Below are 20,913 nucleotides of genomic sequence, written 5' to 3' on the forward strand. Positions count from 1 at the left end.
AGGAGATGCCATGTTTAACCGACCGACCGCAGCCCTTGCCGGCCTGCTTCTTGTCAGCGCCGCACCGCTGGCGCAGGCCGCCGACAAGCCGACCGACCCGCAGATCGCCCATATCGCCTATACGGCAGGCACCATCGACATCGAGGCGGCCAAGCTGGCGATCAAGAAGTCGAAGACCAAGGAGATCGTCGATTTCGCCAAGGACATGGAGCGCGACCATGTGGCGGTGAACAAGCAGGCGCTGGACCTGGTCAAGAAGCTGAAAGTCACGCCGGAAGACAACGCCACCAGCCAGTCGCTGACCAAGGCGGCGAAGGAGGAACGCGCCAAGCTCGCCAAGTTGAAGGGCGCCGCTTTCGATAAAGCCTATATCGAAAGCGAGGTCGCCTATCACAAGCAGGTCGACAGCGCGCTGGAAACGCTGCTCATCCCCTCGGCCAGCAATGCCGAGCTGAAGAGCCTGCTCGAAACCGGCCTGAAGATCTTCCAGGGCCATGAGCAGCATGCCGAACACGTCGCCGGCATGCTGAAATGAAAGCGGGCGCGTTGACGCTTTTCGGCGCCCTGGCGCTGGCCTTCGTAGCCAGGCCGGTGTCGGCGGCCACGATCGAGGTGACGATCGACAAGCTGGTCTTTTCACCGGCAAGCGTCGAAGCCAAGGTCGGCGACACGATCGAATGGGTGAACAAGGACGCGCTTGCCCACACCGCCACGGTGAAGGGCGGCTGGGAGGTGATGATCGCGCCGAAGTCGAAGGGCAGGACGACGCTGAAGACGGCGGGAGCAGTCGACTATTTCTGCCGCTTCCACCCGAACATGAAAGGTCATCTCGACGTCTCGCCCTGAGCTGTCCGGACCGGCGGCCCGACTTGCCGCCGGCCCTTCTATAGACCGCTTTGCCAAGCGACCGCGTCGAGGCAGACGCCGACGAGATCCGACCTGGCATCGGTCAGATCCTCGAACACGTCGAAATGGTGTTTTCCGGTGGCCGGCGTCCAGGGGCAGTTCCATGCCTCCGACAGCAGCCTTGCCTGCCAAAGGAAGGACGGACGCTCCTGGGCGCCGACCCAGACATGGGCGGAGCAATCCGAACGCAGTGCCAGCCTGGCCGGGCTCTCGGCGGCAATTTCCGCCGCGTCGAGGCGCAATTCGGCGTTCATGCTGGTGGCGGCAAGTGGCTCCAGATCGGACAGCGGCGAGATCGGCACGACCCGCACGACATCGGCCGCGAGGCGCATGTCGGCGCAGCCCATGCGGGCTGAAAGATGGCCGCCGGCGGAATGGCCGGTCACCACCACCGGTCCGCTCACGAGCGTCGATGCGGCCTCGATGGAGCGTGCGACTTCCTGCGTGATGTCGCGTATCCGCGCGGCGGGCGCCTGCGTGTAGGAAGGCATCGAGACCGCAAAACCACGCTCGACGGCGCCGGCGGCGAGATGCGACCAGCTTTCGCGGCCGGTCTCCAGCCAGTAGCCGCCATGGACGAAGACCAGCAGCCCTTTCGCCTCGCCCTGCGGCAGGAACAGGTCGAAGCGGTTTCGCTCAAGCGGCCCGTAGGCGAGGCCGAGTTTTGCGCGCGCGCCGAGCGCGCTACGAAAGGCGGCCGCCTCGCGCTCCCAGCGCGGCGGATAGGTCTCGGCGCCGGCGATGAAGGCGCTATTGGCGTAGGCGCTGTCGTAATCCATGATTCCTCGTCTCAATGCCCGTTCCGCCAGTGTCCGCAAATGCCTGTTTCATTTGGGCTGGCTGCAACATCGCATGGCTTAGCCACATTGCGCCTCGGCCGTAAGCAGTGTTTTCTGCGCGGGCTGCCAAGACCGGCCAGATTCCATCAGGTTTCCAGATGACCGATTTTTCCAGGACGCGCCAGTTGTTCGATTTGCCCGACGGCGTCATCTATCTCGATGGCAATTCGCTCGGGCCGTTGCCCAAGGCGGCGGTGGCAGCGGTGAACCGGCTGATGACCGAGGAATGGGGCAAGGACCTGATCCGCGCCTGGAACACGCGCGGCTGGATCGCCAAGCCGCGCACGGTGGGCGACAGGATCGCCAGGCTGATCGGCACGCCGCCAAACAGCGTCGTCGTCGGCGACACCTTGTCGATCAAGGTCTACCAGGCATTGGCGTCGGCGCTTGCCTTGCGGCCGCAGCGGCGCGTCATTCTCTCCGACAGCGGCAATTTCCCGAGCGACCTCTATATGGCGGAAGGGCTGATCGCGCTGCTCGACCGCGGCTATGAACTGCGCACGCCGGAACCGGAGGATGTCGAGGCGGCGATTAACGAGGATGTAGCGGTGGTCATGCTGACCGAAGTCGACTATCGCACCGGGCGCATCCACGACATGGGCGGGGTCACCGCGAAAGTCCACGCCGCCGGTGCGGTCACCATCTGGGATCTCGCTCATTCGGCCGGCGCCATGCCGATCGATCTTGTCGGCGCGCGCGCCGATTTTGCCGTCGGCTGCACCTATAAATACCTCAATGGCGGCCCCGGCGCGCCGGCCTTCATCTATGTCGCGGAGCAGCATATCGCCGGCGCGCGCCCTGCCCTTTCGGGCTGGCTCGGCCATGGCGCGCCGTTCGATTTCGACCTGCACTACCGGCCGGCCGAAACCGTCGAGCGGTTGCGCATCGGCACGCCGCCGCTGCTGTCCTTCGCCGCACTCGAGGCGGCGCTCGAGGTGTGGGACGAGGTCGACCTGCACGATCTCCGCGCGCGCTCGATCGAGCTCTCCGAACTGTTCATCGCCGAGGTCGAGGCGCGCTGCCCCGAGCTGGCGCTCGCCAGTCCGCGCGACCCAAACCGGCGCGGCAGCCAGGTGTCGTTCCGTTTCCCGGACGGCTACGCCGCCATGCAGGCGCTGATCGCGCGCGGCGTGATCGGTGATTTCCGCGCCCCCGACATCATGCGCTTCGGCTTCACGCCGCTCTATATCGGCCGCGAGGATATTCTGGCCGCTGTCGACATCCTCGAAGACGTGATGACGAACCGGCTTTGGGACAATGCGACCTACAGGCGCCGCGCGGCGGTGACGTGACGGGCAGGCCGGCCTGAACTCATGACGGAAGCGGCTGGCGAAGGACGTGATAGAGGCCAGCCTCGTCGGCATCGGCCTTGCCTTGCCGAGTTCGCCGCACTCTATGGCCCGATGACCGTGTGCCCTTCTCTCTCCCCCGCTATCGTCGCGAACCACCGGGCTAGACTAGGTGCGGCCCGCACGCGTCTCGGCAGCCTTGCGCGCTGCTTTTTTTCGTCCAGCCGCCCCCTTGGTCTGCGCTGCCTTGCGCGCGGCGGCCGAGCGGCCGGATGCGCCCTTCGTCTCGGCGGCCTTCTTGGCCGCAGCCGAACGTTCCTTCACGGTCCGGCGTGATGCCGCGCCTTTGGTTTGCCGTGACAGCGCCTGATGTGATGCCGTGCTCTTCGGTTCATGCTCAAGCACCTCGGAGACAGCCTTCGAGACCTTCGGGCGGCGCTGCGTTTTGCGCTCTCCCTGGCCCGCCTCATAGGCGTATTCCGCGCTCTTGCGTGTACTCTCCTTGGCCTTGCCTTTCTTGGGCGGCGGCAGGTCGACCCCTGCGCGGCGCGCCTCGGAAAGGCCGATGGCGATGGCCTGCTTCGTCGAGCGCGCTCCGTGCTCGCCGCGGCGGATCTTGTCAATCTCTTCGTGCACAAACTCGCCGGCCTGGGTGGTCGGCGACTTGCCTTCGCGCTTGTCCTTTTGCGCCTTCTCGATGGTTTTCTTGTCCGGCATCGCGTTTCTCCTTTCTTGTTTTCTTGCTGCTCCGACTACTCGACAAGCATCCAGGTACCAATCAGGCGTTCTTTGATGATATTGATGGTATTTGTGTCGTTCATCGCGTTGCCTGCTGGATGCTGGACCGCGTCATGATCATCGGGAACCGGAGGCCTCGTTGTCCGGCGCCGGGCGTCAAACCAACGCCCCCGCGCGGTGGATGTTCCGCGGTTCTCAGCGCGGCTGGAACCGTGCCTCCGCTATTCTTTTCTTCAGGCACTCAACCTGTCCAGCCAGCATTCCGCCATTCGGCCTGTGCAAGTCCGCGAATCTCTGGCTTCGCAGCCGGCACTCGGCATTGCGGCTTTAGGCGCGTCGCTACGCGCCAAGTCCAAAGGGCGGCAGAAGACCTGAGAAGTTAGAGGAGCGCTGGACGGCACACGCAACAAGGACTTCGCCAGTAGATTGCCGACCGGCATGTCGCGGCTGAGCCCTATTTCGGCCCCGGCCGTCCCTGGGTCCACGCCCCACTCCCCCAAAGCGCCCGCTGGATCAAATTCCGTTTGCGCTTGAGCGGGACGAGGTTGACATCACTGACCAGCCTGGCGCCGCCCTTCTGCCGCTCCAGCGTGATCTTGCGGGTATGGAAGGCTTCGAGCTCGGCGCGGTGCGCCACGCTGACGATGGTGACCTTGGGCAATTCGCGCATCACGATTCCCATCATGTTGTCCTGGCTCTTCTCGTCCAGCGCCGAAGTCGCTTCGTCCAGCACGACGATGTCGGGGGCATGCAACAAGAGCCGTGCAAATGCCAGTCGCTGCTTTTCGCCGCCCGACAGCGTCTGGTCCCACGGCGCCTCTTCCTCAAGTTTGGCGGCGAGATAGGCGAGACCGACCTTGTCGAGGACAGCCTTGATTTCCTTGCTCGTCCAGTTGTCGGCGGCGGCGGGGTAGGCAACGGCACGGCGCAGCGTGCCTGTCGGGACGTAGGGGCGCTGCGGCAGCATGAACAGCCGCCTGTCGGGGCGGAAATCGACGCTGCCGCTGCCCCATGGCCATAGGCCGGCGATGGCCCGCACCAGCGTCGACTTGCCCGTGCCGGATTCGCCTGAGACCAGCACCCGCTCGCCCGGCTCGATCATCACCTCGGTTTCCTTGACCACGGAAGTGCCGTCGTCCAGCGTCACGGACAGATTGTTGAGGCTGAGGATCGCACCGTCTGCCGTTTCGCCGTGCTGGATGCGTCCCAGAGTGTCGTTCTGTTCGGCGCGCTCCAGCGCGTCGAGCGACATCATCAGCGAGGCGATGCGGTGGGCCGACGCGTTCCAGTCGGCCAGGCGCGGGTAATTGTCGACCAGCCAGCCGAACGCGGCCTGCACGATGGCGAAGGCGGAAGCCGCCTGCATGACCTGGCCGAGCGACATCGTGCCGTCGAGGAATTTTGGCGCGCTCAGCAGCACCGGCACCACCGGCGCGAACAGGCTCGAGCCTTGCGAGACAAGTGCGGTGCGCATGTGCTGGCCGGTGAGCCGCGCCCAGCGCCTCAGCACGCCACCAAAAGTCCTGTCGATGCCGCTGTTCTCCTCCTCCTCGCCGCCCAGCAGGGCGATGCTTTCGCCGTTTTCTCGCACGCGCGTCAGGACATAGCGGAATTCGGCTTCCGCCTGGTTCTTCTGCTCCGAGAGCTGCACGAAATCGCGGCCGATGACGAACATCGAGGTGGAGGTGATCACGGCATAGATTACGGCGGTTATGACGAGGAAGCCGGGCACGGTGATGGTCGAGCCGCCGAGCGTGAAGCTGAGTGCCCCGCCGATCGTCCACAGCACCACGATGAAGGTCGAGGCCGCCAGGAACGCGTTGAGCACGCCGGCGATGAATTCGACGGGCGACTCGGTGGCGATGCGCAGATCCTCCGAGATGCGGGCCTCGGGATTCTGATGGTCGCCGCTTACGAGGTTCAATTGATAGTAGCGGCCGTTGGCCAGCCAGCGCGCGATGACCGCGGTGGTGAGCCAAGAACGCCAGCGGCGCTCCATCGTCATGCGCAGGTAAACCTGCGCGACGACGAGGCCGATGCTGCCGGCGACCAGCGGCAGGAACACGGCGCTCAGCACATAGACCGTGTGGGCGTTGCGCTGCTCTATGGCGTCGAAGATCGAGCGGTTCCAGACATTGATGCCATACTGGAAGCCGACATTGGCGCTGATCAGGACCAGGAGCCCGATCGTCAACGGCCAGGCGAGCTTGTCGCCGTGCCTGCCCCAGTAGCCGCGCCCGCCGATCCAGAACCGCCGCAACAGGTATTTCTTGCGCGCCTGCGCGGCTTCTTCGGGCGTCAGCTCCGGATCGGGTTCGACCGGATCCGGCGGCGGCGGTGCAGCCTCGCCGACAACCTCGGAGGCCGCTTCGACGGCCGAATGCTTCTTCTCGCGGGGCTTGTCTTGGTCGCGGGGCTTGTCTTCGCCGGACTCGTCTCGGCGGAGCTTGTCTTCGCTAGGCTTCTCGCCGCGGGGCTGCTGTTGGCGCGCCTCCTCATGGCGCTTTTCTTCACTCGACGCCTTTTGGCGCGACGCATTCTTGCGCGGCGTCTGCCGCCGCGGTTTGCGGGCACTGCGCTGTCCGGCGCCGCCGGCCGGTTTCGGTTTGGGTTTCGCGTCGGACATCGCCGACAACGGCCTGGAAATCAGAAGGTTTCATGAGGCAGGGGATCCGGTTGCCTCGCCTTGTCGACAGGCGGGCTATGCCCGCCTGTCGACGATGCCACTGGGCGTGCTATCCGCTGAAGCCCCGGCGCGCCGCGGCCATGCCCTCGACCATCAGCTTCAGGCCGAGCGCTCCGACCACGGCGCCGGCGGCGCGGTCGATCCAGTGTTTGGCGCCGAGATAAGCCGAGCGCGGCCTGCTCGATGAGAAGGCGAAAGCGACGATCGCGTACCAGACGAACTCGTTGCAGAAGAGCAGCGGCGGCAGCACGAGCAGCATCCAGAGCGGCGGCGAGGCCGGCAGCATGGCGGCGAACATCGAGGCATAGAAGATGGCGGTCTTCGGGTTCGCGAGCTGCACGAGAACCGCGCGGCGCAGCGCCCGCCAGAACGAGCCGGCGCGAGCCGACACATCGGTGCCGATCTCGATCGGCTCGTTGGCGCCGCGCCAGATCTTTATGCCGATCCATAACAGATAGGCGCCGCCGGCGATGCGCAGAAAGATATCCAGCCAGGCAACCTGGACAAGCAGCGCGGTCAGGCCCGCGACCGCAATGGTGGCGAAGATGAAGCCGCCAATGCCCATGCCGATGGCGGCGGCCAGACCGTCCTTGCGTTCGCCGGCGACCGCGATGCGGGAGACGACGACGAAGCTTGGCCCGGGGCTCATCGCGCCCAACAGGAAAACGCCCAGGATGGAAAAGATCGTCACAAGCTCGGACAAGACTTCACTCCGTTAGTGATGCCGGTTGTGCTTGCGCCGATGCTGGCGCCACGCGGCTTGTCACCACCCTAGCGCGAGAATCCCTCCGATAGAAGGACCATGCCTTCGATTCCAAAGCCGCTCCGCCGCCGGAGCCCGGCGGCCGCCTCATCGCCATCGGCTGCAAGATGCTCCAGCTGCCATTCCAGCCGCCCGGACCTATCGATGGGCCGGCTGCTGCTTGGCGCGCGTGACGATCTGTGTCGGGCTGACGAAGCGCAGCGCAATCAGCAGCCAGATCAGCGTGGTGATCATGTAGATGACCGCCATGGCGTCGATCGACTGCCCGGCGCGGACACCGGCAGCGAACACGGCATAGTAAAGCGAGACGACGAGCGTCTGGCTGGTCGGGCCGGCGGTCAGGAAGGTCAGTTCGAACATGGCGATGGTGCGCACCAGCACCAGCAGCAGCGCCGCAAGCACGCCCGGCACAAGCAGCGGCGCAAGCACGTGGATGAACAGCCTGAGCGTGTTGGCGCCGAAAACGCGCGCGGCCTGTTCGATCTTCGGATCGATCTGCTCGATGAACGGGATCATCACCAGGATGACGAAGGGCACGGTCGGCACGAGGTTGGCGAGGATCACCCCCCACATCGTGCCGCCGAACGGCGTCGAATAGAGCACGGTGGCGAGCGGGATGCCGTAGGTCATCGGCGGAACGAGGATCGGCAGCAGGAACAAAAGCATCACGGCCCGCTTGCCGGGAAAGTCGCGGCGGGCAAGGGCATAGGCCGCCGGCACGCCGACCAGACCGGAGATGACGACCACGGCGCCGACGATCTCGAAGGTCGCGATCAGCACATAGCCGAGCTGGAACTCGCTCCAGGCGCTGCCATACCAGCGATCGGTGAAGCCGGCCGGCAGCCATGTGCCCAGCCAACGCGTGGCGAAGGAGTTGACGACAACCGTCGCAACAAGGGCGAAGATGTTGAGGACGAAGAAGGCGACCAGCATCCAGACCGCCGTCGCCCACAGCTTCTCGCCGACCGTCCGCCTGGTCCGTGCCGCCGCCATCGTCAACCCTTCCCGCCGGCGGCGGAGCCGCGATAGAGGAGCGCGCGTGCGCCAAGAACGGCAATCACGATGACGAGCTGGACCGCAGCCATGACCATCGCGATCGCCGAGGCCAGCGAATAGTCGTACTGCTCGAACGCCGCCTCGTAGGCGGCGATCGAGATGACGCGGGTCGGGCCGGCCGGCGCGCCGAGCAGCACGGCCGACGGGAACACCGCGAAGGCCTGAACGAAGGACAGGCAGAAGGTGATCGCCAGGCCCGAGGCAAGCAGCGGCAAGACGATGTTGACGAAGCGCTGGCGGGCGTTGGCGCCGAGCGTCGCCGCCGCCTGTTCGAGCGAAGGGTCGATGCCGGTGATGTAGGACAGGGTCAGCAGGAAGGTGAAGGGAAAGCCGGTGATCACCAGCGACAGGAACACGCCCCAGTAATTATGGATCAGCCGGATCGGCCGCCCGACCAGGCCGAACAGGATCAGCACCTGGTTCATCCAGCCTTTCGGGCCGAGATAGTTGAGCATGCCTTCGGCGACCAGCACCGTGCCCAGGGTGATCGGCAGGATCAGGATGGTGGTGAGCAGCCGCTGGTTGCGGAGCAGCCGCACGCGCATGGCGACCGGCACCGAGGCGATGACATTGAACAGCGTCGCGGGCACGGCGATCCACAGCGTCCTGGAAATCGTCTGGTAGAGGAACGGATCGGAGAAGAACCTGGCGTAGTTGGCGAACATGCCGCCTTCCTTCGGCTGGAACGACAGCCACAGCCCGTAAAGGAAGGGATAGACGAACAGCAGGATAACGAAAGCCGCGGCCGGCAAAACGAGCAGCGTCACACCGTCCAGCCCGCGCGCGGCGAGGCGGGCCGACAGCGGCGGCCGCTCATGGCGCCCTACCTCGACAGGCGGGACGGTGCTCACGGGGCCTTGTCTCCGGCATAGACGAGCACGTGGCCCGGATCGGCGGCGAGCCGCACGGTTTCGCCGTCGTGCACCGGCCGGTCGGAACGGAAGAACAGCTCCAGCCCCTGCGATGTTCTGGCGGTGCCGAAGAAGCTGCGACCACGATATTCGGAGGACTCAACAATTGCCTGGAGCGGACCGGCCTGGCGGACGACGAGATCCTCCGGCCGGATCGCCACCCGCGCATCCGCCGTCGCGATCGGCTCGACGGCCGTGCCCTCCATGGTGGCCGCATCGATGCTCAGACGCTGGAATGTGCCGTTCTGCCCGGCAATGCGGCCCGGGATGAGATTGCGGAAGCCCATGAACTCGGCCACGTCGGCATGCGCCGGCCGGGAATAGAGCTCGGCCGGCGTGCCAACCTGGCGCACGACGCCGTCGCGCATCACCACGATGCGGTCCGCCAGCGACAGCGCCTCGTCCTGGTCGTGGGTGACATAAATCGTAGTCGAGCCGAGCAGATTGTGGATGCGCCGTATCTCGCCGCGCATCTCGAGCCTCAGCTTGGCGTCCAGATTGGAAAGCGGCTCGTCCATCAAGACCAGCGGCGGCTCGATGACGATGGCGCGGGCGATCGCCACACGCTGCTGCTGGCCGCCCGAGAGTTGGCCGGGCAGCTTCGCAGCCTGCGCCTGCAGCCGCACCAGTGCTAACGCCTCGTCGACCTTGCGATCGGTCTCCGCCTTCGGCCGGTTGCGCATGGCGAGCCCGAAGCCGATATTCCTGCGCACCGTCATGTGGGGGAACAGGGCGTAATTTTGGAACACCATGCCGAAGCCACGCTCCTCCGGCCGCAGCCGGTCGATGCGGCGCTCGTCGAGCCGGATGGAGCCGTGGGTAAGCGGCAGCAGGCCGGCGATGCAGTTCAGCGTCGTCGACTTGCCACAGCCGGACGGCCCAAGCAGGGCGATGAATTCGCCCTGCCTGATCGTCAGATCGACATCCCGCAGTGCCGAGAGCCCCCCGAAATCGCGACCGACGCCGTCAAGGCGCAGCTCCCGGAATGCGCCGGACATTCCCGTCATTTCTTGACCTTCTGGCCGCCGACCTGCTCGTCCCAGATGCGGAAGGCGATAACCAGCTTGTCCGGGGCGAGCGGCAGTTCGATCGGATTGCCCGAGATCAGCGCATCATATTCAGGCCGGCCGAACTCCTTGATGGCGTCCTGGCTTTCCTTGGGCGCCTGATCGAGCGTGACGCCTTTCACGGCCGGACCCGGATAGAAGTAGCCGTTGTCGAACGTATAGGCCTGCTGGGCAGGCTGCAGCAGCCAGTTCATCAGGTCGAGCAGGACAGCGAGCTTGTCGTCGCCGACGCCCTTCGGCACGGCCATGTAGTGTGCGTCCGCAACCCAATGGAAGCCTTGCAGCGCAGCGACAGCTGCTTCCTTCGGCACGGTGCCGAGCACACGCGGATTGATGTCCCAGCCGGTGGTCGAGGCCGTCATAGAACGCGTACCCTCGCCGAGCTCCTTCATGGTCGCGCCCGTTCCGGTCGGATAGTATTCGATCGTTTCGCCGAGTTCCTTGAGATAGGCCCAGGTCTTGTCCCAGCCCTTCTCCGGGTCTTTCGGATCGGAATCGCCGAGAATATAGGGCAGACCCATGATGAAGGTGCGGCCGGGTCCCGAATTGGCCGGCCGGGCATAGATGAAGCCACCGGGATTGGCCTTCGCCCAGGCAAGCAGGTCCGCCGCGGTCTTGGGCGGCTGCGGCACGGCGCTGGGCATATACTCGATCAGCGGTCCGGACGGATAATAAGTGACGACCACGCCCTGGCCCTGCGCCAGACCTTGCATGTTCCAGGCTGCCGGCAGGTAGATGTCCTGCAGGTTCGGCAGCGAATCCTGGCGGTCGGGCAGCAACGGCACCCAGAGCCCTTGAGTCACCCCAGCCGAGAGTGCGTCGGTTCCGGTCAGCACGAGGTCGATGTCGACCCGGCCGGCGTCCTGCTGGGCCTTCAGCTTGCCCGGCAGTTCGGGAGCGGGAGCCTTGGTGAAGTTGATGCGGCCGACGACCTGCGGCTTGGCCGCGGCATAGGCCTCGATCGCCTTCTGGGTGAGGGCAAGGTTGCCTGCGACGTCGACCACGTTGAGATCGACCGGCGAGGTCGGCATGGCGAGCTTCGCGCCGAATGCCGGACGCCAGAAGGCCGCGAGGCCGGTTGCTGCTGCTCCGGCAGCGAATGTCCGGCGGCTGATATCACGGTATTTCAAGGTTTCCTCCCTTAATTTATGCGATTTCCGTCTCAGTTCCGATTGCAACTCATGGTCAGCCCGCCCTCGTCGGCGCGGTCGTTTCAGCGATGTCTTCGGCGAAGACCGCCTCGACATGACCGATATGGACAGCCATCGCCTGCCGCGCGGCTGCCGCGTCATGGCGGCCGACCGCGGCGACGATCGCCTCGTGGTCGGCGATGTTGGTGCGATGCTTGCCCGGGCGGTTGGTGAGGTCGTGGAAGCGCGTCAGGATCGGCCCGTTCATGCCCGCCCACAAATGGCTGACGATGTCGACCAGCACCGCATTGCCGGTGACCTCCGCCAGACGGCGATGGAAAGCGCCGTCAGCCTCGACGCCGGTCTGGCCCGAGGCGGTCTGGCGCCCGATCTCTTCATTCAACGCACGCAAGTCGGCAACGTCCGTTTCCGTGGCGGCGACTGCGGCGAGCGCTGCGACCTCGCCCTCGATGGTGCGGCGCGCGGCAAGAAGCTCGAAGGCGCTGGGTCCGGCATTGACGATCTTGAGCGCGGTCCGTCCGGAGGCCCTGACATAAGTTCCGGCGCCGCTGCGCACCTCGACCCAGCCTGCAAGCTCCAGCGCCACCATGGCCTCGCGCAGCACCGGCCGGCTCACCGCCAGCTTGCGGGCAAGATCGCGCTCCGGCGGCAAGCGGTCGCCGGCGCGGAATTCGCCGGCCGCGATCAGTCCGCTCACCTGCTCGGCGACCTGCTCATACAATCTTTGCGGCGCGACCGCCTGGAACGGCATCGCTTTTCCTCCATTCGCGAAAGCCATTCTAAGGCTTGCCCGGTCAACTGATCAAGAGGTAATGTGGCCTGACCAATTTCAGGAGGACATATGCGAGAGAGCTGGCGCTGGTTCGGGCCGAACGATCCCGTGAGCCTGAACGACATCCGGCAGGCCGGCGCAACCGAGGTCGTCTCGGCGTTGCACGAGGTGCCGGTCGGCGAGGCATGGACGACAAAAGCTGTCGAGGAGCGGATGGCGTTGATCGCCGACGGCAGCCGCTCGCCGCTTGCCTGGACGGTCGTCGAGTCGATCCCCATCCCCGACGACGTGAAGCGCCTGGGCCGGCAGGCCCGCCGTTCCATCGATGCGTGGATCGCCAGCCTGCAGGCGGTCGCGCGCTGCGGCATCCGCATCGTCTGCTACAATTTCATGCCGGTCATCGACTGGTGCCGCACCGATCTTGAATGGGAGTTGCCCAACGGCGCCAAGGCGCTGCGCTTCGACCAGACGCGCTTTGCCGCGTTCGACCTGCATATCCTGGAACGGCCGGGCGCCGAGGCCGACTACTCGCCCGAAATGCGCGAGGCGGCGCGGGCGACTTACGAGGCGATGACCCAGGCCGACATCGACTACCTGATCATGGTGATTGCCAGCGCGCTGCCGGGCTCGACGACCGAGCCGCTCACCATCGCCGCCTTCCGCGACAAGCTTGTCGCCTATCGCGACATCGACGCCGCCGTGCTGCGGCGGCACCTGACGGAGTTCCTGCAGGAGGTCGCGCCGGTGGCGGAAGAACTCGGCGTCACGCTGACGCTGCATCCTGACGATCCGCCGCGGCCGCTGTTCGGCCTGCCGCGCGTCGCCTCCAACGCGCAGGATTATGCCGCGCTGTTCGACGCCGTGCCCTCGCCCGCCAATGGCATTTGCCTCTGCTCCGGCTCGCTCGGCGTGAACGCCGGCAACGACCTGCCCGCCATGGCGCGCCGCTTCGCCCCGCGGATTGCGTTCGCGCATCTGCGCTCGACGCGGCGCCAGGCCGATGGATCCTTCCATGAATCCGATCATCTCGACGGCGACGTCGACATGATCGCATTGATCGCGGCCCTGCTAGAAGAAGACCGCCGTCGCCCGTCCGAGAAAGAGATCGTCTTCCGGTCCGACCATGGCCACCGCATGCTCGACGACCTCTCGCCGGCCAAACGCATTACGCCGGGCTATGCCGCGATCGGCCGGTTGCGGGGCCTGGCGGAACTTCGCGGCGCGATCCGCGCGTTGTCGCATGAGCGGTGATTGCCGCAACACCATAGCTCATTAAAGGCAACAAGGCCCAGTACCGGGCCTTCTGCGAAGCCGAAGCGGTTGCGATATTCTGTCGGGCCCGCGGAGATGGCGTCTGGTCGGCGCGGAGCCACGCCCTATCTCTTGCGCAGCCCGTCCAAGCCATCGGGCAAACCACCTCTGAGGAACAGCGGCGAGTGCTCGAGTTGGGTGCCGTGTCCAGCAGTTGTGTGGTATCTGGGGAAGTGTCTCAACGTCTGTCCGGGGAGACTTCAGATGGAAGATGCCGCAAGACGCGCCTCTCACCGAGGCGGGTTTCTCAAACGCCGACACCGTGCCGGCATTCACGGCCATGACATCCCACCGACCGTTCCTGCCGCGCATGATCCGTTCCAGCATCCGTAGACCCGGGCAAGGCCGCCTCTGGATCGCCGCGATCGCAACGCTCTCCGGCTGCGCGGGAGGCGTGCTTGACCCGCAGGGCCCGATCGGCGCAGGCAACCGCACGATCCTGCTCAACTCGCTGGCGGTCATGCTGGTCATCGTCATTCCGACGCTGGTGGCGCTGCTTGCCTTTGCCTGGATGTTCCGCGCCTCCAACCGCAAGGCCCGCTACGATCCGGAATTCACCTATTCGGGCCGCATCGAGCTGATCGTCTGGTCCATTCCGACGCTCACCATCCTCTTCCTTGGCGGGCTGATCTATTATGGGTCCTACCATCTCGATCCGCGCCGGCCGATCGCCTCCAGCCAGCCGCCGCTCGATATCCAGGTGGTGGCGCTCGACTGGAAATGGCTGTTCCTCTACCCGGACCAGGGCGTCGGAACCGTCAACCAGCTGGTCATCCCGGCCGGTGTGCCGGTGCGTTTCAAGCTGACCTCGGCCAGCGTGATGAACACCTTCTTCGTGCCGCAGCTCGGCAGCATGGTCTATGTCATGAACGGCATGCAGACGGAGCTCAACCTGCAGGCCGATCGCGAGGGCGACTATTTCGGCCTGTCGGCGCATTTCAGCGGCGACGGCTTTTCGGACATGAATTTCCGTGTGCGGGCGATCCCGGCCGACGCCTTCGCCAGTTGGGCCTCGTCCCTGCATGGCGGCGGCGGCGTGCTCAACGCCAGCGCCTATCGCCAGCTTGCCCGGCAGAGCATCAATGCGTCGCCGGCCTCCTTCGGCCACGTGCAGCCGGGCCTGTTCGAGGCGATCGTGCGGCAAACGCTGCCGCCAGGCCCGGGACCGGCCGAAACCGCCGCCGGCGAGCCGCAGGTAAGCCCGAAGATCAGGCCGAAGGCGGTGACGCCCCCCATGACTCTCGAGCCTAAACAGGGAGGATGACGATGCTCGGCAAGCTCGACTGGTCGGCCATTCCCTTCGATCAGCCCATCCCGCTCGGCGCGGCGCTCATCGTCTTCCTGGCCGCCGCCGCGGTGTTGATCTGGGTAACGGTCAAAGGATACTGGCCCTACCTGTGGCGCGAATGGATAACTTCGGTCGACCACAAGCGGATCGGCGTCATGTACATCGTGCTGGCGGCGCTGATGCTTTTGCGCGGCTTCGTCGACGCCATCATGATGCGCACCCAGCAGGTGCTCGCCATCCACGGGCCAGGTTACCTGCCGCCGGAGCATTACGACCAGGTCTTTTCGGCCCACGGCACGATCATGATCTTCTTCGCCGCGATGCCATTCGTCATCGGGCTGATGAATTTCGCCGTGCCGCTGCAGCTCGGCATCCGCGATGTCGCCTTTCCGACGCTGAATTCGGTGAGCTTCTGGCTGACGGCAACCGGCGCGCTGCTGGTCAACATCTCGTTGGTCGTCGGCGAGTTCGCGCGCACCGGCTGGCTGCCTTATGCGCCGCTGTCGGAGACGACCTACTCGCCGGGCGTCGGCGTCGATTACTATCTCTGGTCGATCCAGATCTCCGGTGTCGGCACCTTGCTCACCGGCGTCAATCTGGCGACGACCATCCTCAAGATGCGCGCGCCCGGCATGGGCTATCTGCGCATGCCGATGTTCTGCTGGACCTCGCTCGCCTCCAACATGCTGATCGTCGCGGCCTTCCCTATCCTCACCGCGACGCTCGCCATGCTGACGCTCGACCGCTATCTCGGCTTTCGCTTCTTCACCAACGAAGCCGGCGGCAACCAGATGATGTTCGTCAACCTCATCTGGGCGTGGGGCCATCCCGAGGTCTACATCCTCGTGCTTCCCGCCTTCGGGATCTATTCCGAGATTTTCTCCACCTTTTCGTCAAAGCCGCTGTTCGGCTACCGCTCGATGGTCGCGGCGACGATGTTCATCTGCATCGTCTCCTTCATGGTCTGGCTGCACCATTTCTTCACCATGGGCGCTGGCGCCGACGTCAATGCGGCCTTCGGCATCGCCACCTCGGTCATCGCAGTCGGCACCGGGGTCAAGATCTACAACTGGCTCTTCACCATGTATGGCGGGCGCGTGCGCTTCGACACGCCGATGCTGTGGGCGCTGGGTTTCGTCACCACCTTCGTCGTCGGCGGCATGACGGGCGTGCTGCTCGCCGTTCCGCCCGCCGACTTCATGCTGCACAATTCGCTCTTCCTCGTGGCGCACTTCCACAACGTGATCATTTCGGGCGTGCTGTTCGCCGCCTTCGCCGGCTTCACCTACTGGTTTCCGAAAGCCTTCGGCTTCCGGCTGCACGAAGGCTGGGGCAAGGCGGCGTTCTGGTTCACGCTTGCCGGCTACATGCTGGTCTTCGTGCCGCTCTATATCGTCGGCCTGCTCGGCATGACCCGACGCCTCCAGCATATCGACATGGACCTGTGGACGCCGTGGCTGATGGTGGCGGCCTTCGGCATCGCCGTGATGATCGTCGGCGCCGCGTGCCAGGTCACGCAGCTGGTTGTTTCGATCAGGCATCGCGACGAGCTGCGCGACGAGACGGGCGACCCGTGGGACGGCCGTACATTGGAATGGTCGACGCCCTCCCCGCCGCCTTTCTTCAACTATGCGCGATTGCCTGATGTCGAGAACGAGGAGCCCTACTGGACCGTCAAGCAGAGGGCGATAGACGAGCAAAGTGCAGGCGAGGAAGGAAGCTATGAGCCGATCGAGATGCCGCGCAACAGCCCGACGGGTTTCGTCGCCGCCTTCTTCAGCACACTGATCGGCTTCGCGCTGATCTGGCATATCTGGTGGCTGGCGATCGTCGGCTTCCTCGGCGCCTACGCCACCTTCGTCGTCTTCGCCTGGCGCGAGCATGGCGACTACGAGATCCCCGCCGCCGAGGTCGAACGCATCGACCGCGACGGCAAGGCCGCGCAGCTTGCCTGGATGCGCAGACGGGAGCGCATAGCATGAGCGACATCACCGCCGGCAGCGCGCGGCGCGATCCGTATCGGCTGAGCCGCACCGGCGGGCACGGTCATGGCCCGCTCTCAGCGACCGGCCACGGCCAAGGCGGCCCGGCCTCGAAATTCGTCACGGTCGCCTACGGTTTCTGGATCTTCCTGTTGTCCGACATCATCATGTTCTCGGCCTTCTTCGCCGCTTTCGCCGTCCTTTCCAAGGCGACGGCCAGCGGACCGACCGGCAAGGAGCTGTTCGAGCTGACGCGGGTTGCGGCGCAGACCGGGCTTCTGCTCACCTCGAGCTTCACCGGCGGCCTTGCGACGCTCGCGACCCACCGCCGGTCGATGGCCGCCACCCAGTTCTGGCTGCTCGTCACCGGCCTTCTTGGTGTTGCCTTCCTGTTCCTCGAAGTGCAGGAGTTCGCCGCGATGGCCAGCGAGCAGGCCGGCCCCTCGCGCAGCGCATTCCTTTCGGCCTTCTTTGCCCTTGTCGGCTGCCACGGCACCCATGTCGGGCTTGGCCTGCTGTGGCTCGGCACCATGATGGCGCAGCTCTGGGTGAAGGGCTTTAGGCCGGAGATGTTGCGGCGGCTCCACTGCTTCGGCCTGTTCTGGCACGCGCTCGACATCATCTGGGTCGCCATCTTCACCCTGGTCTATTTGCTGGGAGCATCGCCATGAGCGAAATCGACAGCCGAACCGACGAGGAGCTCGACCGGCGCGATTCAGCGCCCGGCGAGGAGCGCATCACCGAGCATGAACTGGCGGGAGGGCTCTCGGGCTACCTGCTCGGCTTCGGCCTGGCGATCCTTTTGACCATCGCCTCTTTCCTCGCGGCGCAGACCGGCCTGATCTACCAGCCGGCGGTGATCTCGGCCCTGGTGGTGCTGGCGATTGCGCAGATGGGCGTGCATCTCGTCTTCTTCCTGCACCTGACCACGGGGCCCGACAACACCAACAACGTGCTTGCGCTCGCCTTCGGCGTGCTGATCGTCGCGCTCGTGGTGATCGGCTCGGTCTGGATCATGGCCCATCTCAGCCTGAACATGGCTGCGATGAGCGCCCACCAGGCGGGGATGATGCCTTAAAACTCAGCCGAAATCGGCAGCTGTCAGCACATACATGCTCTTGTGCGTGCGGCCGTAGGCCTTTGCCGCCACTTCGCGGATGGCGTTGCTCTCGGTATCGAACGTGGCGAGGTAGCCTGCTTCGTTGGCGGCGGTTCCAGGCCGGATCTTCGCCATCGCATCGGCAGCGACCGAGAAGGAAATCTGGAACATGCCGTCATGGCCGACGAAACGGATGCGCCTGCCGGCTTCGTCATAACTGCGGTTGCGGTTGGGAAATGTCAGGCTCATGACTTGACCTCCGTTGCGGCAATTTTCTTGACCGCACGCTTCTTCTTCGGCGTCGGGTTCAGCGCTTCCGCCACGCGGTCGGCCTCTTCCTTGGCCAGCCGCAACTCCCTCAGCCTCGCCGTCTTGATCTCCCTGGCTTTCGCCTCGGACATGTACTCAGCGGTCGCCTTGTTTCGCTCCGCCGTCTTCTTCTGCTGTTCGACAAAGCGCGCTTGAGCTTTTTCCATGATAGTCTGGTTGCCTTCGGCCATGCAAGAAATCTCCCTTGAGCCTTAAAACGAGAAAACGAAAATCATCTGTTAGATAGGCACTTGGTCGTTAAAATTCAATTTTTTAGATATTTGACCAATTTTAGCTGTGACGAAAAGATACGGCAAAATAATACTCTTAGATATTTCGCGTCCGGTGGGAATAATTTTTGACGCTCTTATCTATCGAACACAACGCGCAAGGCGAAAGATCGCCGACACTGACGGCACCTTGTGGAGAGCGTCAACTTGCCGAAAGCCACTCTGATTTGACGATCCCGTGTCGGGCAGCTTCGCGACGCGGTCGTCAAAAACAGGGCCCCGCGTCGGGCTTTGCCGTATTAACTGGGCGCGGGGTCGGTGAGGAAGGGCATGATGTCCACGCCGTCTCCTGGAAAGACAGAGAAATGCGGGTGGTTCTCGAAGAGGCGGGCGGCGGCCTCGATGGTCTCGGCCTCAACGACAATATAGCCGCAGAAGGGATTCGCGGCGGCGGCGATGCCATGCTTGGTCACCCGCGTCGTCCTGCCGACCATGCCGCCACGATCGGGGAATGACGCAGCGTTCCTCTTCTCCCAGGCCACCCACTGCTTTAACCCGACGGTGTCGATCGCGTTCTGCTCGGGCTTGGGCAGGCTGCGAAAGCGGGCGAGGTCTTCGGGTTTCATGGTGTAGACGGCGAGAAAGCGGGGCATGCGGCGCGCTCTTCTTGTGCTGGTAGAAAGGCATTCGAGCCTAGACTCCCTATTGGCCGAAGTCACCTCGCATTCACGTCCTGTAAGTGCTCGCCGCCTATCTGCATCAGATCGGGAAGTCCGATTGCGCAAAGCGGCCTCAAGCAAGGGAACAAACGATGGCAGCTTGCAAAATGCGGACGTGGTCAGCGCGATGACCGAGATGCGGCGCAAAGCTGACGCCTTCCAGCCCTTGACGAAAATCACCCCGCCTGTTTGAGACTCCGGCGGCAAATCGACATTTGCTCCAAGCGGAGATGAGCAAGCGGTGAGCAACCTGTGAAGCGCTTTTTTCGATTGCTCGCTGCCGTCATCATGGCGTCCGCCTTGGCCGGGTGCACCAGCGTTTCCTATTACGCACAGTCGATACAGGGCCATGTCGAGATCATGGCGGCGCGCAGGAATGTCGGGGGGCTGATCCGCGATCCGTCGATGCCGAAGGCGTTGCGCGCCAAGCTGACGTCGGCCGCCTCCATACGCCGCTTTGCCACGGATGAGCTGGCGCTGCCCAACAACAGCAGCTACCGCTCCTATGTCGACATCGGACGGGACGATGTGACCTATGCCGTTTTTGCCGCGCCGCAATTTTCGCTGGCGCCGGTGACATGGTGCTTCCCGGTGTTCGGCTGCGTTCCTTACCGGGGTTATTTTTCTCGGAAAGCCGCGATTGAAAATGCCGCCGAATTGCAGGGAAAGGGGCTGGACGTCTACATCTCAGGCGTCACTGCCTATTCCACGCTGGGCTGGTTCAGCGACCCGCTGCTCAGCACCATGCTGCGCCAGGACGACACCTATATCGCCAGCCTTATCTTCCATGAGCTGGCGCATCAGAAAATCTATGTGAACAACGACTCCGCGTTCAACGAGGCTTTCGCGGTTTCGGTCGAAACCAGCGGTGTGCGGAAATGGCTGCGCGCCACCGGCAATCGCGCCGGCTTGCGCCGCTATGAAACCAACCGCAAGCGCAGCGCGGATTTTCTCGGACTGATAGCGAAAACGCGGGACGAGTTGCGGCGGGTCTATGGCAGCCCCCGGCCCCCGGAGAAGATGGCGGCCGCCAAGGCAGCCGCGATCGACAGGCTGCGGGTGCGCTACCGGCAGATGCGCGACGAGAACTGGGCTGGATATCGTGGATATGACGCCTGGTTCGCCGCCCCCATCAACAACGCAAAGCTCGCCGCGACAGCTGTCTACGGCGAACAGGTTCCGGCGTTCCTTCGCCTGTTCGATCTTTGCGGAGGCGATTATCCAAGGTTCTATGCCGCCGTTCGCAGGATCGGGGCTTTGCCCGCACCTTCCCGTGCGCAGGCACTGAAGGCGGCGACGTGCGATTCACTTCCGCAAGCAAGGCAGATCGCCTCGCAAGCCGGGCCCTGAGCAATGCAGGGTCGGCCGGCACGGCGGGCAATCGCATGGGGCGCTCCCCCTCGCCGTCTCGGCTTCGCCGAGCCACCTCTCCCCTTCGGCGGGGGCGAGGAACCCAGTTTTTCAGGCGCGCCCGGTCGGCGGGCTTGGCCCTATCAGCTCGAAAACGTCACAATCACGCCGCGCTGCCGAAAATAAGCCTGCATCAGCTTGCGGCCCGCGCGGTTGTTCTGCACCAGCCTGGCCGGATCGAACACCGCCTCTTTTATCCCCTCCCGCGCCAGCGCCGCCTTGAGCGCCGCGATATGCGCGTCGATGTCGGCATTGTCCGCCTTGAGCGAGGCATAGATGTTTTCGGTCGCCTGGGCCACGGTCGGTTCGCTCACTTGTGTCGTCCTTCGGTTGGTGGAGCGGCGGCTTAACATGGTCCATAAACAAAACAAGGCCCCTTGCGGGGCC

The 20,913-nt window shown here is 64.6% G+C and carries 23 protein-coding genes; 10 read left to right on the top strand and 13 right to left on the bottom strand.

All coding sequences use genetic code 11. The features are described from left to right. Positions 1-10 precede the first annotated feature (10 nt). The gene (locus FJ974_RS20645) at positions 11-535 is read left to right on the top strand and encodes a DUF4142 domain-containing protein (RefSeq protein WP_140536619.1); all 525 of its coding nucleotides are present in this window, start codon (positions 11-13) and stop codon (positions 533-535) included. Continuing rightward, positions 532-846 carry a cupredoxin family copper-binding protein gene (locus tag FJ974_RS20650; RefSeq protein WP_140536622.1) on the top strand — a complete coding sequence of 105 codons (315 nt, stop codon included), beginning with the start codon at positions 532-534 and terminating at the stop codon, positions 844-846. Before FJ974_RS20645 ends, FJ974_RS20650 begins: the two co-directional genes overlap by 4 nt. 38 nt (positions 847-884) lie before the next feature. Here FJ974_RS20650 and FJ974_RS20655 read toward each other — a convergent pair whose 3' ends face one another. Then, positions 885-1,685 (bottom strand): alpha/beta hydrolase, encoded by an 801-nt coding sequence (locus FJ974_RS20655; protein WP_140536624.1) that lies wholly within the window; start codon positions 1,683-1,685, stop codon positions 885-887. A gap of 158 nt (positions 1,686-1,843) precedes the next feature. On the opposite strand from FJ974_RS20655, the gene kynU reads away from it, so the two are divergent. Beyond that, the gene (kynU, locus tag FJ974_RS20660) at positions 1,844-3,037 is read left to right on the top strand and encodes a kynureninase (protein WP_140536627.1); all 1,194 of its coding nucleotides are present in this window, start codon (positions 1,844-1,846) and stop codon (positions 3,035-3,037) included. A 165-nt stretch (positions 3,038-3,202) separates the two neighbouring features. Here the strand turns inward: kynU and FJ974_RS20665 are convergent, their stop codons facing one another. The 8 genes from FJ974_RS20665 to FJ974_RS20700 all read right to left on the bottom strand — a co-directional run bounded on the left by FJ974_RS20665 (position 3,203) and on the right by FJ974_RS20700 (position 12,157). Beyond that, positions 3,203-3,751 (bottom strand): DUF6496 domain-containing protein, encoded by a 549-nt coding sequence (locus tag FJ974_RS20665; RefSeq protein WP_140536629.1) that lies wholly within the window; start codon positions 3,749-3,751, stop codon positions 3,203-3,205. Positions 3,752-4,226: 475 nt separating this feature from the next. Continuing rightward, on the bottom strand, positions 4,227-6,398 hold the full coding sequence (locus tag FJ974_RS20670; protein ID WP_226891316.1) for an ABC transporter ATP-binding protein/permease: 2,172 nt from the start codon (positions 6,396-6,398) through the stop codon (positions 4,227-4,229). Positions 6,399-6,507: 109 nt separating this feature from the next. Further along, positions 6,508-7,161: a LysE family transporter gene (locus tag FJ974_RS20675; RefSeq protein WP_140536632.1), complete on the bottom strand. Its 654-nt coding sequence runs from the start codon at positions 7,159-7,161 to the stop codon at positions 6,508-6,510. Positions 7,162-7,359: 198 nt separating this feature from the next. Continuing rightward, on the bottom strand, positions 7,360-8,214 hold the full coding sequence (locus tag FJ974_RS20680; protein WP_140536634.1) for an ABC transporter permease: 855 nt from the start codon (positions 8,212-8,214) through the stop codon (positions 7,360-7,362). Positions 8,215-8,216: 2 nt separating this feature from the next. Next, positions 8,217-9,080 (bottom strand): carbohydrate ABC transporter permease, encoded by an 864-nt coding sequence (locus tag FJ974_RS20685; RefSeq protein WP_140536764.1) that lies wholly within the window; start codon positions 9,078-9,080, stop codon positions 8,217-8,219. A 44-nt stretch (positions 9,081-9,124) separates the two neighbouring features. Then, positions 9,125-10,195, bottom strand: coding sequence for an ABC transporter ATP-binding protein (locus tag FJ974_RS20690; protein WP_140536637.1), 1,071 nt, complete (start codon positions 10,193-10,195; stop codon positions 9,125-9,127). Continuing rightward, on the bottom strand, positions 10,192-11,385 hold the full coding sequence (locus FJ974_RS20695; RefSeq protein ID WP_226891318.1) for an ABC transporter substrate-binding protein: 1,194 nt from the start codon (positions 11,383-11,385) through the stop codon (positions 10,192-10,194). Before FJ974_RS20695 ends, FJ974_RS20690 begins: the two co-directional genes overlap by 4 nt. Positions 11,386-11,440: 55 nt before the next feature. Beyond that, complete coding sequence (locus FJ974_RS20700) at positions 11,441-12,157, bottom strand: FadR/GntR family transcriptional regulator (RefSeq protein ID WP_181177231.1); 717 nt, start codon at positions 12,155-12,157, stop codon at positions 11,441-11,443. Between the two features lie 90 nt (positions 12,158-12,247). Here FJ974_RS20700 and uxuA point away from each other — a divergent pair, with 90 nt between their 5' ends. The 5 genes from uxuA to cyoD all read left to right on the top strand — a co-directional run bounded on the left by uxuA (position 12,248) and on the right by cyoD (position 17,837). After that, positions 12,248-13,429, top strand: coding sequence for a mannonate dehydratase (uxuA, locus tag FJ974_RS20705; RefSeq protein ID WP_140536642.1), 1,182 nt, complete (start codon positions 12,248-12,250; stop codon positions 13,427-13,429). Positions 13,430-13,769: 340 nt separating this feature from the next. Further along, positions 13,770-14,753: a ubiquinol oxidase subunit II gene (cyoA, locus tag FJ974_RS20710; RefSeq protein WP_140536644.1), complete on the top strand. Its 984-nt coding sequence runs from the start codon at positions 13,770-13,772 to the stop codon at positions 14,751-14,753. Between the two features lie 2 nt (positions 14,754-14,755). Next, entirely contained in the window at positions 14,756-16,759 is a 2,004-nt protein-coding gene (gene cyoB / locus FJ974_RS20715) for a cytochrome o ubiquinol oxidase subunit I (RefSeq protein ID WP_181177232.1), read from the top strand. Next, positions 16,756-17,430 carry a cytochrome c oxidase subunit 3 gene (locus tag FJ974_RS20720; RefSeq protein WP_140536650.1) on the top strand — a complete coding sequence of 225 codons (675 nt, stop codon included), beginning with the start codon at positions 16,756-16,758 and terminating at the stop codon, positions 17,428-17,430. The genes cyoB and FJ974_RS20720 overlap by 4 nt, the downstream gene beginning before the upstream one ends. Then, positions 17,427-17,837, top strand: a complete 411-nt coding sequence (gene cyoD / locus FJ974_RS20725) for a cytochrome o ubiquinol oxidase subunit IV (RefSeq protein ID WP_140536652.1) — start codon at positions 17,427-17,429, stop codon at positions 17,835-17,837. The genes FJ974_RS20720 and cyoD overlap by 4 nt, the downstream gene beginning before the upstream one ends. A 3-nt stretch (positions 17,838-17,840) precedes the next feature. Here the strand turns inward: cyoD and FJ974_RS20730 are convergent, their stop codons facing one another. From FJ974_RS20730 to FJ974_RS20740, 3 genes are all read right to left on the bottom strand, one after another. Continuing rightward, on the bottom strand, positions 17,841-18,107 hold the full coding sequence (locus FJ974_RS20730) for a DUF1488 domain-containing protein (protein ID WP_140536655.1): 267 nt from the start codon (positions 18,105-18,107) through the stop codon (positions 17,841-17,843). Further along, on the bottom strand, positions 18,104-18,358 hold the full coding sequence (locus tag FJ974_RS20735) for a hypothetical protein (RefSeq protein ID WP_140536657.1): 255 nt from the start codon (positions 18,356-18,358) through the stop codon (positions 18,104-18,106). Before FJ974_RS20735 ends, FJ974_RS20730 begins: the two co-directional genes overlap by 4 nt. Before the next feature lie 338 nt (positions 18,359-18,696). Further along, positions 18,697-19,050, bottom strand: a complete 354-nt coding sequence (locus FJ974_RS20740; RefSeq protein ID WP_181177233.1) for a hypothetical protein — start codon at positions 19,048-19,050, stop codon at positions 18,697-18,699. Between the two features lie 124 nt (positions 19,051-19,174). On the opposite strand from FJ974_RS20740, the gene FJ974_RS30200 reads away from it, so the two are divergent. Further along, positions 19,175-19,309: a hypothetical protein gene (locus FJ974_RS30200; RefSeq protein ID WP_264296772.1), complete on the top strand. Its 135-nt coding sequence runs from the start codon at positions 19,175-19,177 to the stop codon at positions 19,307-19,309. A gap of 95 nt (positions 19,310-19,404) precedes the next feature. Next, positions 19,405-20,466: an aminopeptidase gene (locus FJ974_RS20745; protein ID WP_140536772.1), complete on the top strand. Its 1,062-nt coding sequence runs from the start codon at positions 19,405-19,407 to the stop codon at positions 20,464-20,466. A gap of 143 nt (positions 20,467-20,609) precedes the next feature. Here FJ974_RS20745 and FJ974_RS20750 read toward each other — a convergent pair whose 3' ends face one another. Then, positions 20,610-20,879 carry a hypothetical protein gene (locus tag FJ974_RS20750; RefSeq protein ID WP_181177237.1) on the bottom strand — a complete coding sequence of 90 codons (270 nt, stop codon included), beginning with the start codon at positions 20,877-20,879 and terminating at the stop codon, positions 20,610-20,612. Positions 20,880-20,913: the final 34 nt, after the last annotated feature.

It is taken from the genome of Mesorhizobium sp. B1-1-8 (genome assembly GCF_006442795.2).
In the GTDB taxonomy this organism is placed as follows: domain Bacteria; phylum Pseudomonadota; class Alphaproteobacteria; order Rhizobiales; family Rhizobiaceae; genus Mesorhizobium.

Excerpts from the sequence above, each read along its gene's own strand:
- FJ974_RS20645 (WP_140536619.1), top strand. The coding sequence starts at position 11 with ATGTTTAACCGACCGACCGCAGCCCTTGCCGGCCTGCTTCTTGTCAGC.
- FJ974_RS20650 (WP_140536622.1), top strand. The coding sequence starts at position 532 with ATGAAAGCGGGCGCGTTGACGCTTTTCGGCGCCCTGGCGCTGGCCTTC.
- FJ974_RS20655 (WP_140536624.1), bottom strand. The coding sequence starts at position 1,685 with ATGGATTACGACAGCGCCTACGCCAATAGCGCCTTCATCGCCGGCGCC.
- kynU (WP_140536627.1), top strand. The coding sequence starts at position 1,844 with ATGACCGATTTTTCCAGGACGCGCCAGTTGTTCGATTTGCCCGACGGC.
- FJ974_RS20665 (WP_140536629.1), bottom strand. The coding sequence starts at position 3,751 with ATGCCGGACAAGAAAACCATCGAGAAGGCGCAAAAGGACAAGCGCGAA.
- FJ974_RS20670 (WP_226891316.1), bottom strand. The coding sequence starts at position 6,398 with ATGTCCGACGCGAAACCCAAACCGAAACCGGCCGGCGGCGCCGGACAG.
- FJ974_RS20680 (WP_140536634.1), bottom strand. The coding sequence starts at position 8,214 with ATGGCGGCGGCACGGACCAGGCGGACGGTCGGCGAGAAGCTGTGGGCG.
- FJ974_RS20690 (WP_140536637.1), bottom strand. The coding sequence starts at position 10,195 with ATGACGGGAATGTCCGGCGCATTCCGGGAGCTGCGCCTTGACGGCGTC.
- FJ974_RS20700 (WP_181177231.1), bottom strand. The coding sequence starts at position 12,157 with ATGCCGTTCCAGGCGGTCGCGCCGCAAAGATTGTATGAGCAGGTCGCC.
- uxuA (WP_140536642.1), top strand. The coding sequence starts at position 12,248 with ATGCGAGAGAGCTGGCGCTGGTTCGGGCCGAACGATCCCGTGAGCCTG.
- cyoA (WP_140536644.1), top strand. The coding sequence starts at position 13,770 with ATGACATCCCACCGACCGTTCCTGCCGCGCATGATCCGTTCCAGCATC.
- cyoB (WP_181177232.1), top strand. The coding sequence starts at position 14,756 with ATGCTCGGCAAGCTCGACTGGTCGGCCATTCCCTTCGATCAGCCCATC.
- FJ974_RS20720 (WP_140536650.1), top strand. The coding sequence starts at position 16,756 with ATGAGCGACATCACCGCCGGCAGCGCGCGGCGCGATCCGTATCGGCTG.
- cyoD (WP_140536652.1), top strand. The coding sequence starts at position 17,427 with ATGAGCGAAATCGACAGCCGAACCGACGAGGAGCTCGACCGGCGCGAT.
- FJ974_RS20730 (WP_140536655.1), bottom strand. The coding sequence starts at position 18,107 with ATGAGCCTGACATTTCCCAACCGCAACCGCAGTTATGACGAAGCCGGC.
- FJ974_RS20735 (WP_140536657.1), bottom strand. The coding sequence starts at position 18,358 with ATGGCCGAAGGCAACCAGACTATCATGGAAAAAGCTCAAGCGCGCTTT.
- FJ974_RS20740 (WP_181177233.1), bottom strand. The coding sequence starts at position 19,050 with ATGCCCCGCTTTCTCGCCGTCTACACCATGAAACCCGAAGACCTCGCC.
- FJ974_RS20745 (WP_140536772.1), top strand. The coding sequence starts at position 19,405 with ATGGCGTCCGCCTTGGCCGGGTGCACCAGCGTTTCCTATTACGCACAG.
- FJ974_RS20750 (WP_181177237.1), bottom strand. The coding sequence starts at position 20,879 with ATGTTAAGCCGCCGCTCCACCAACCGAAGGACGACACAAGTGAGCGAA.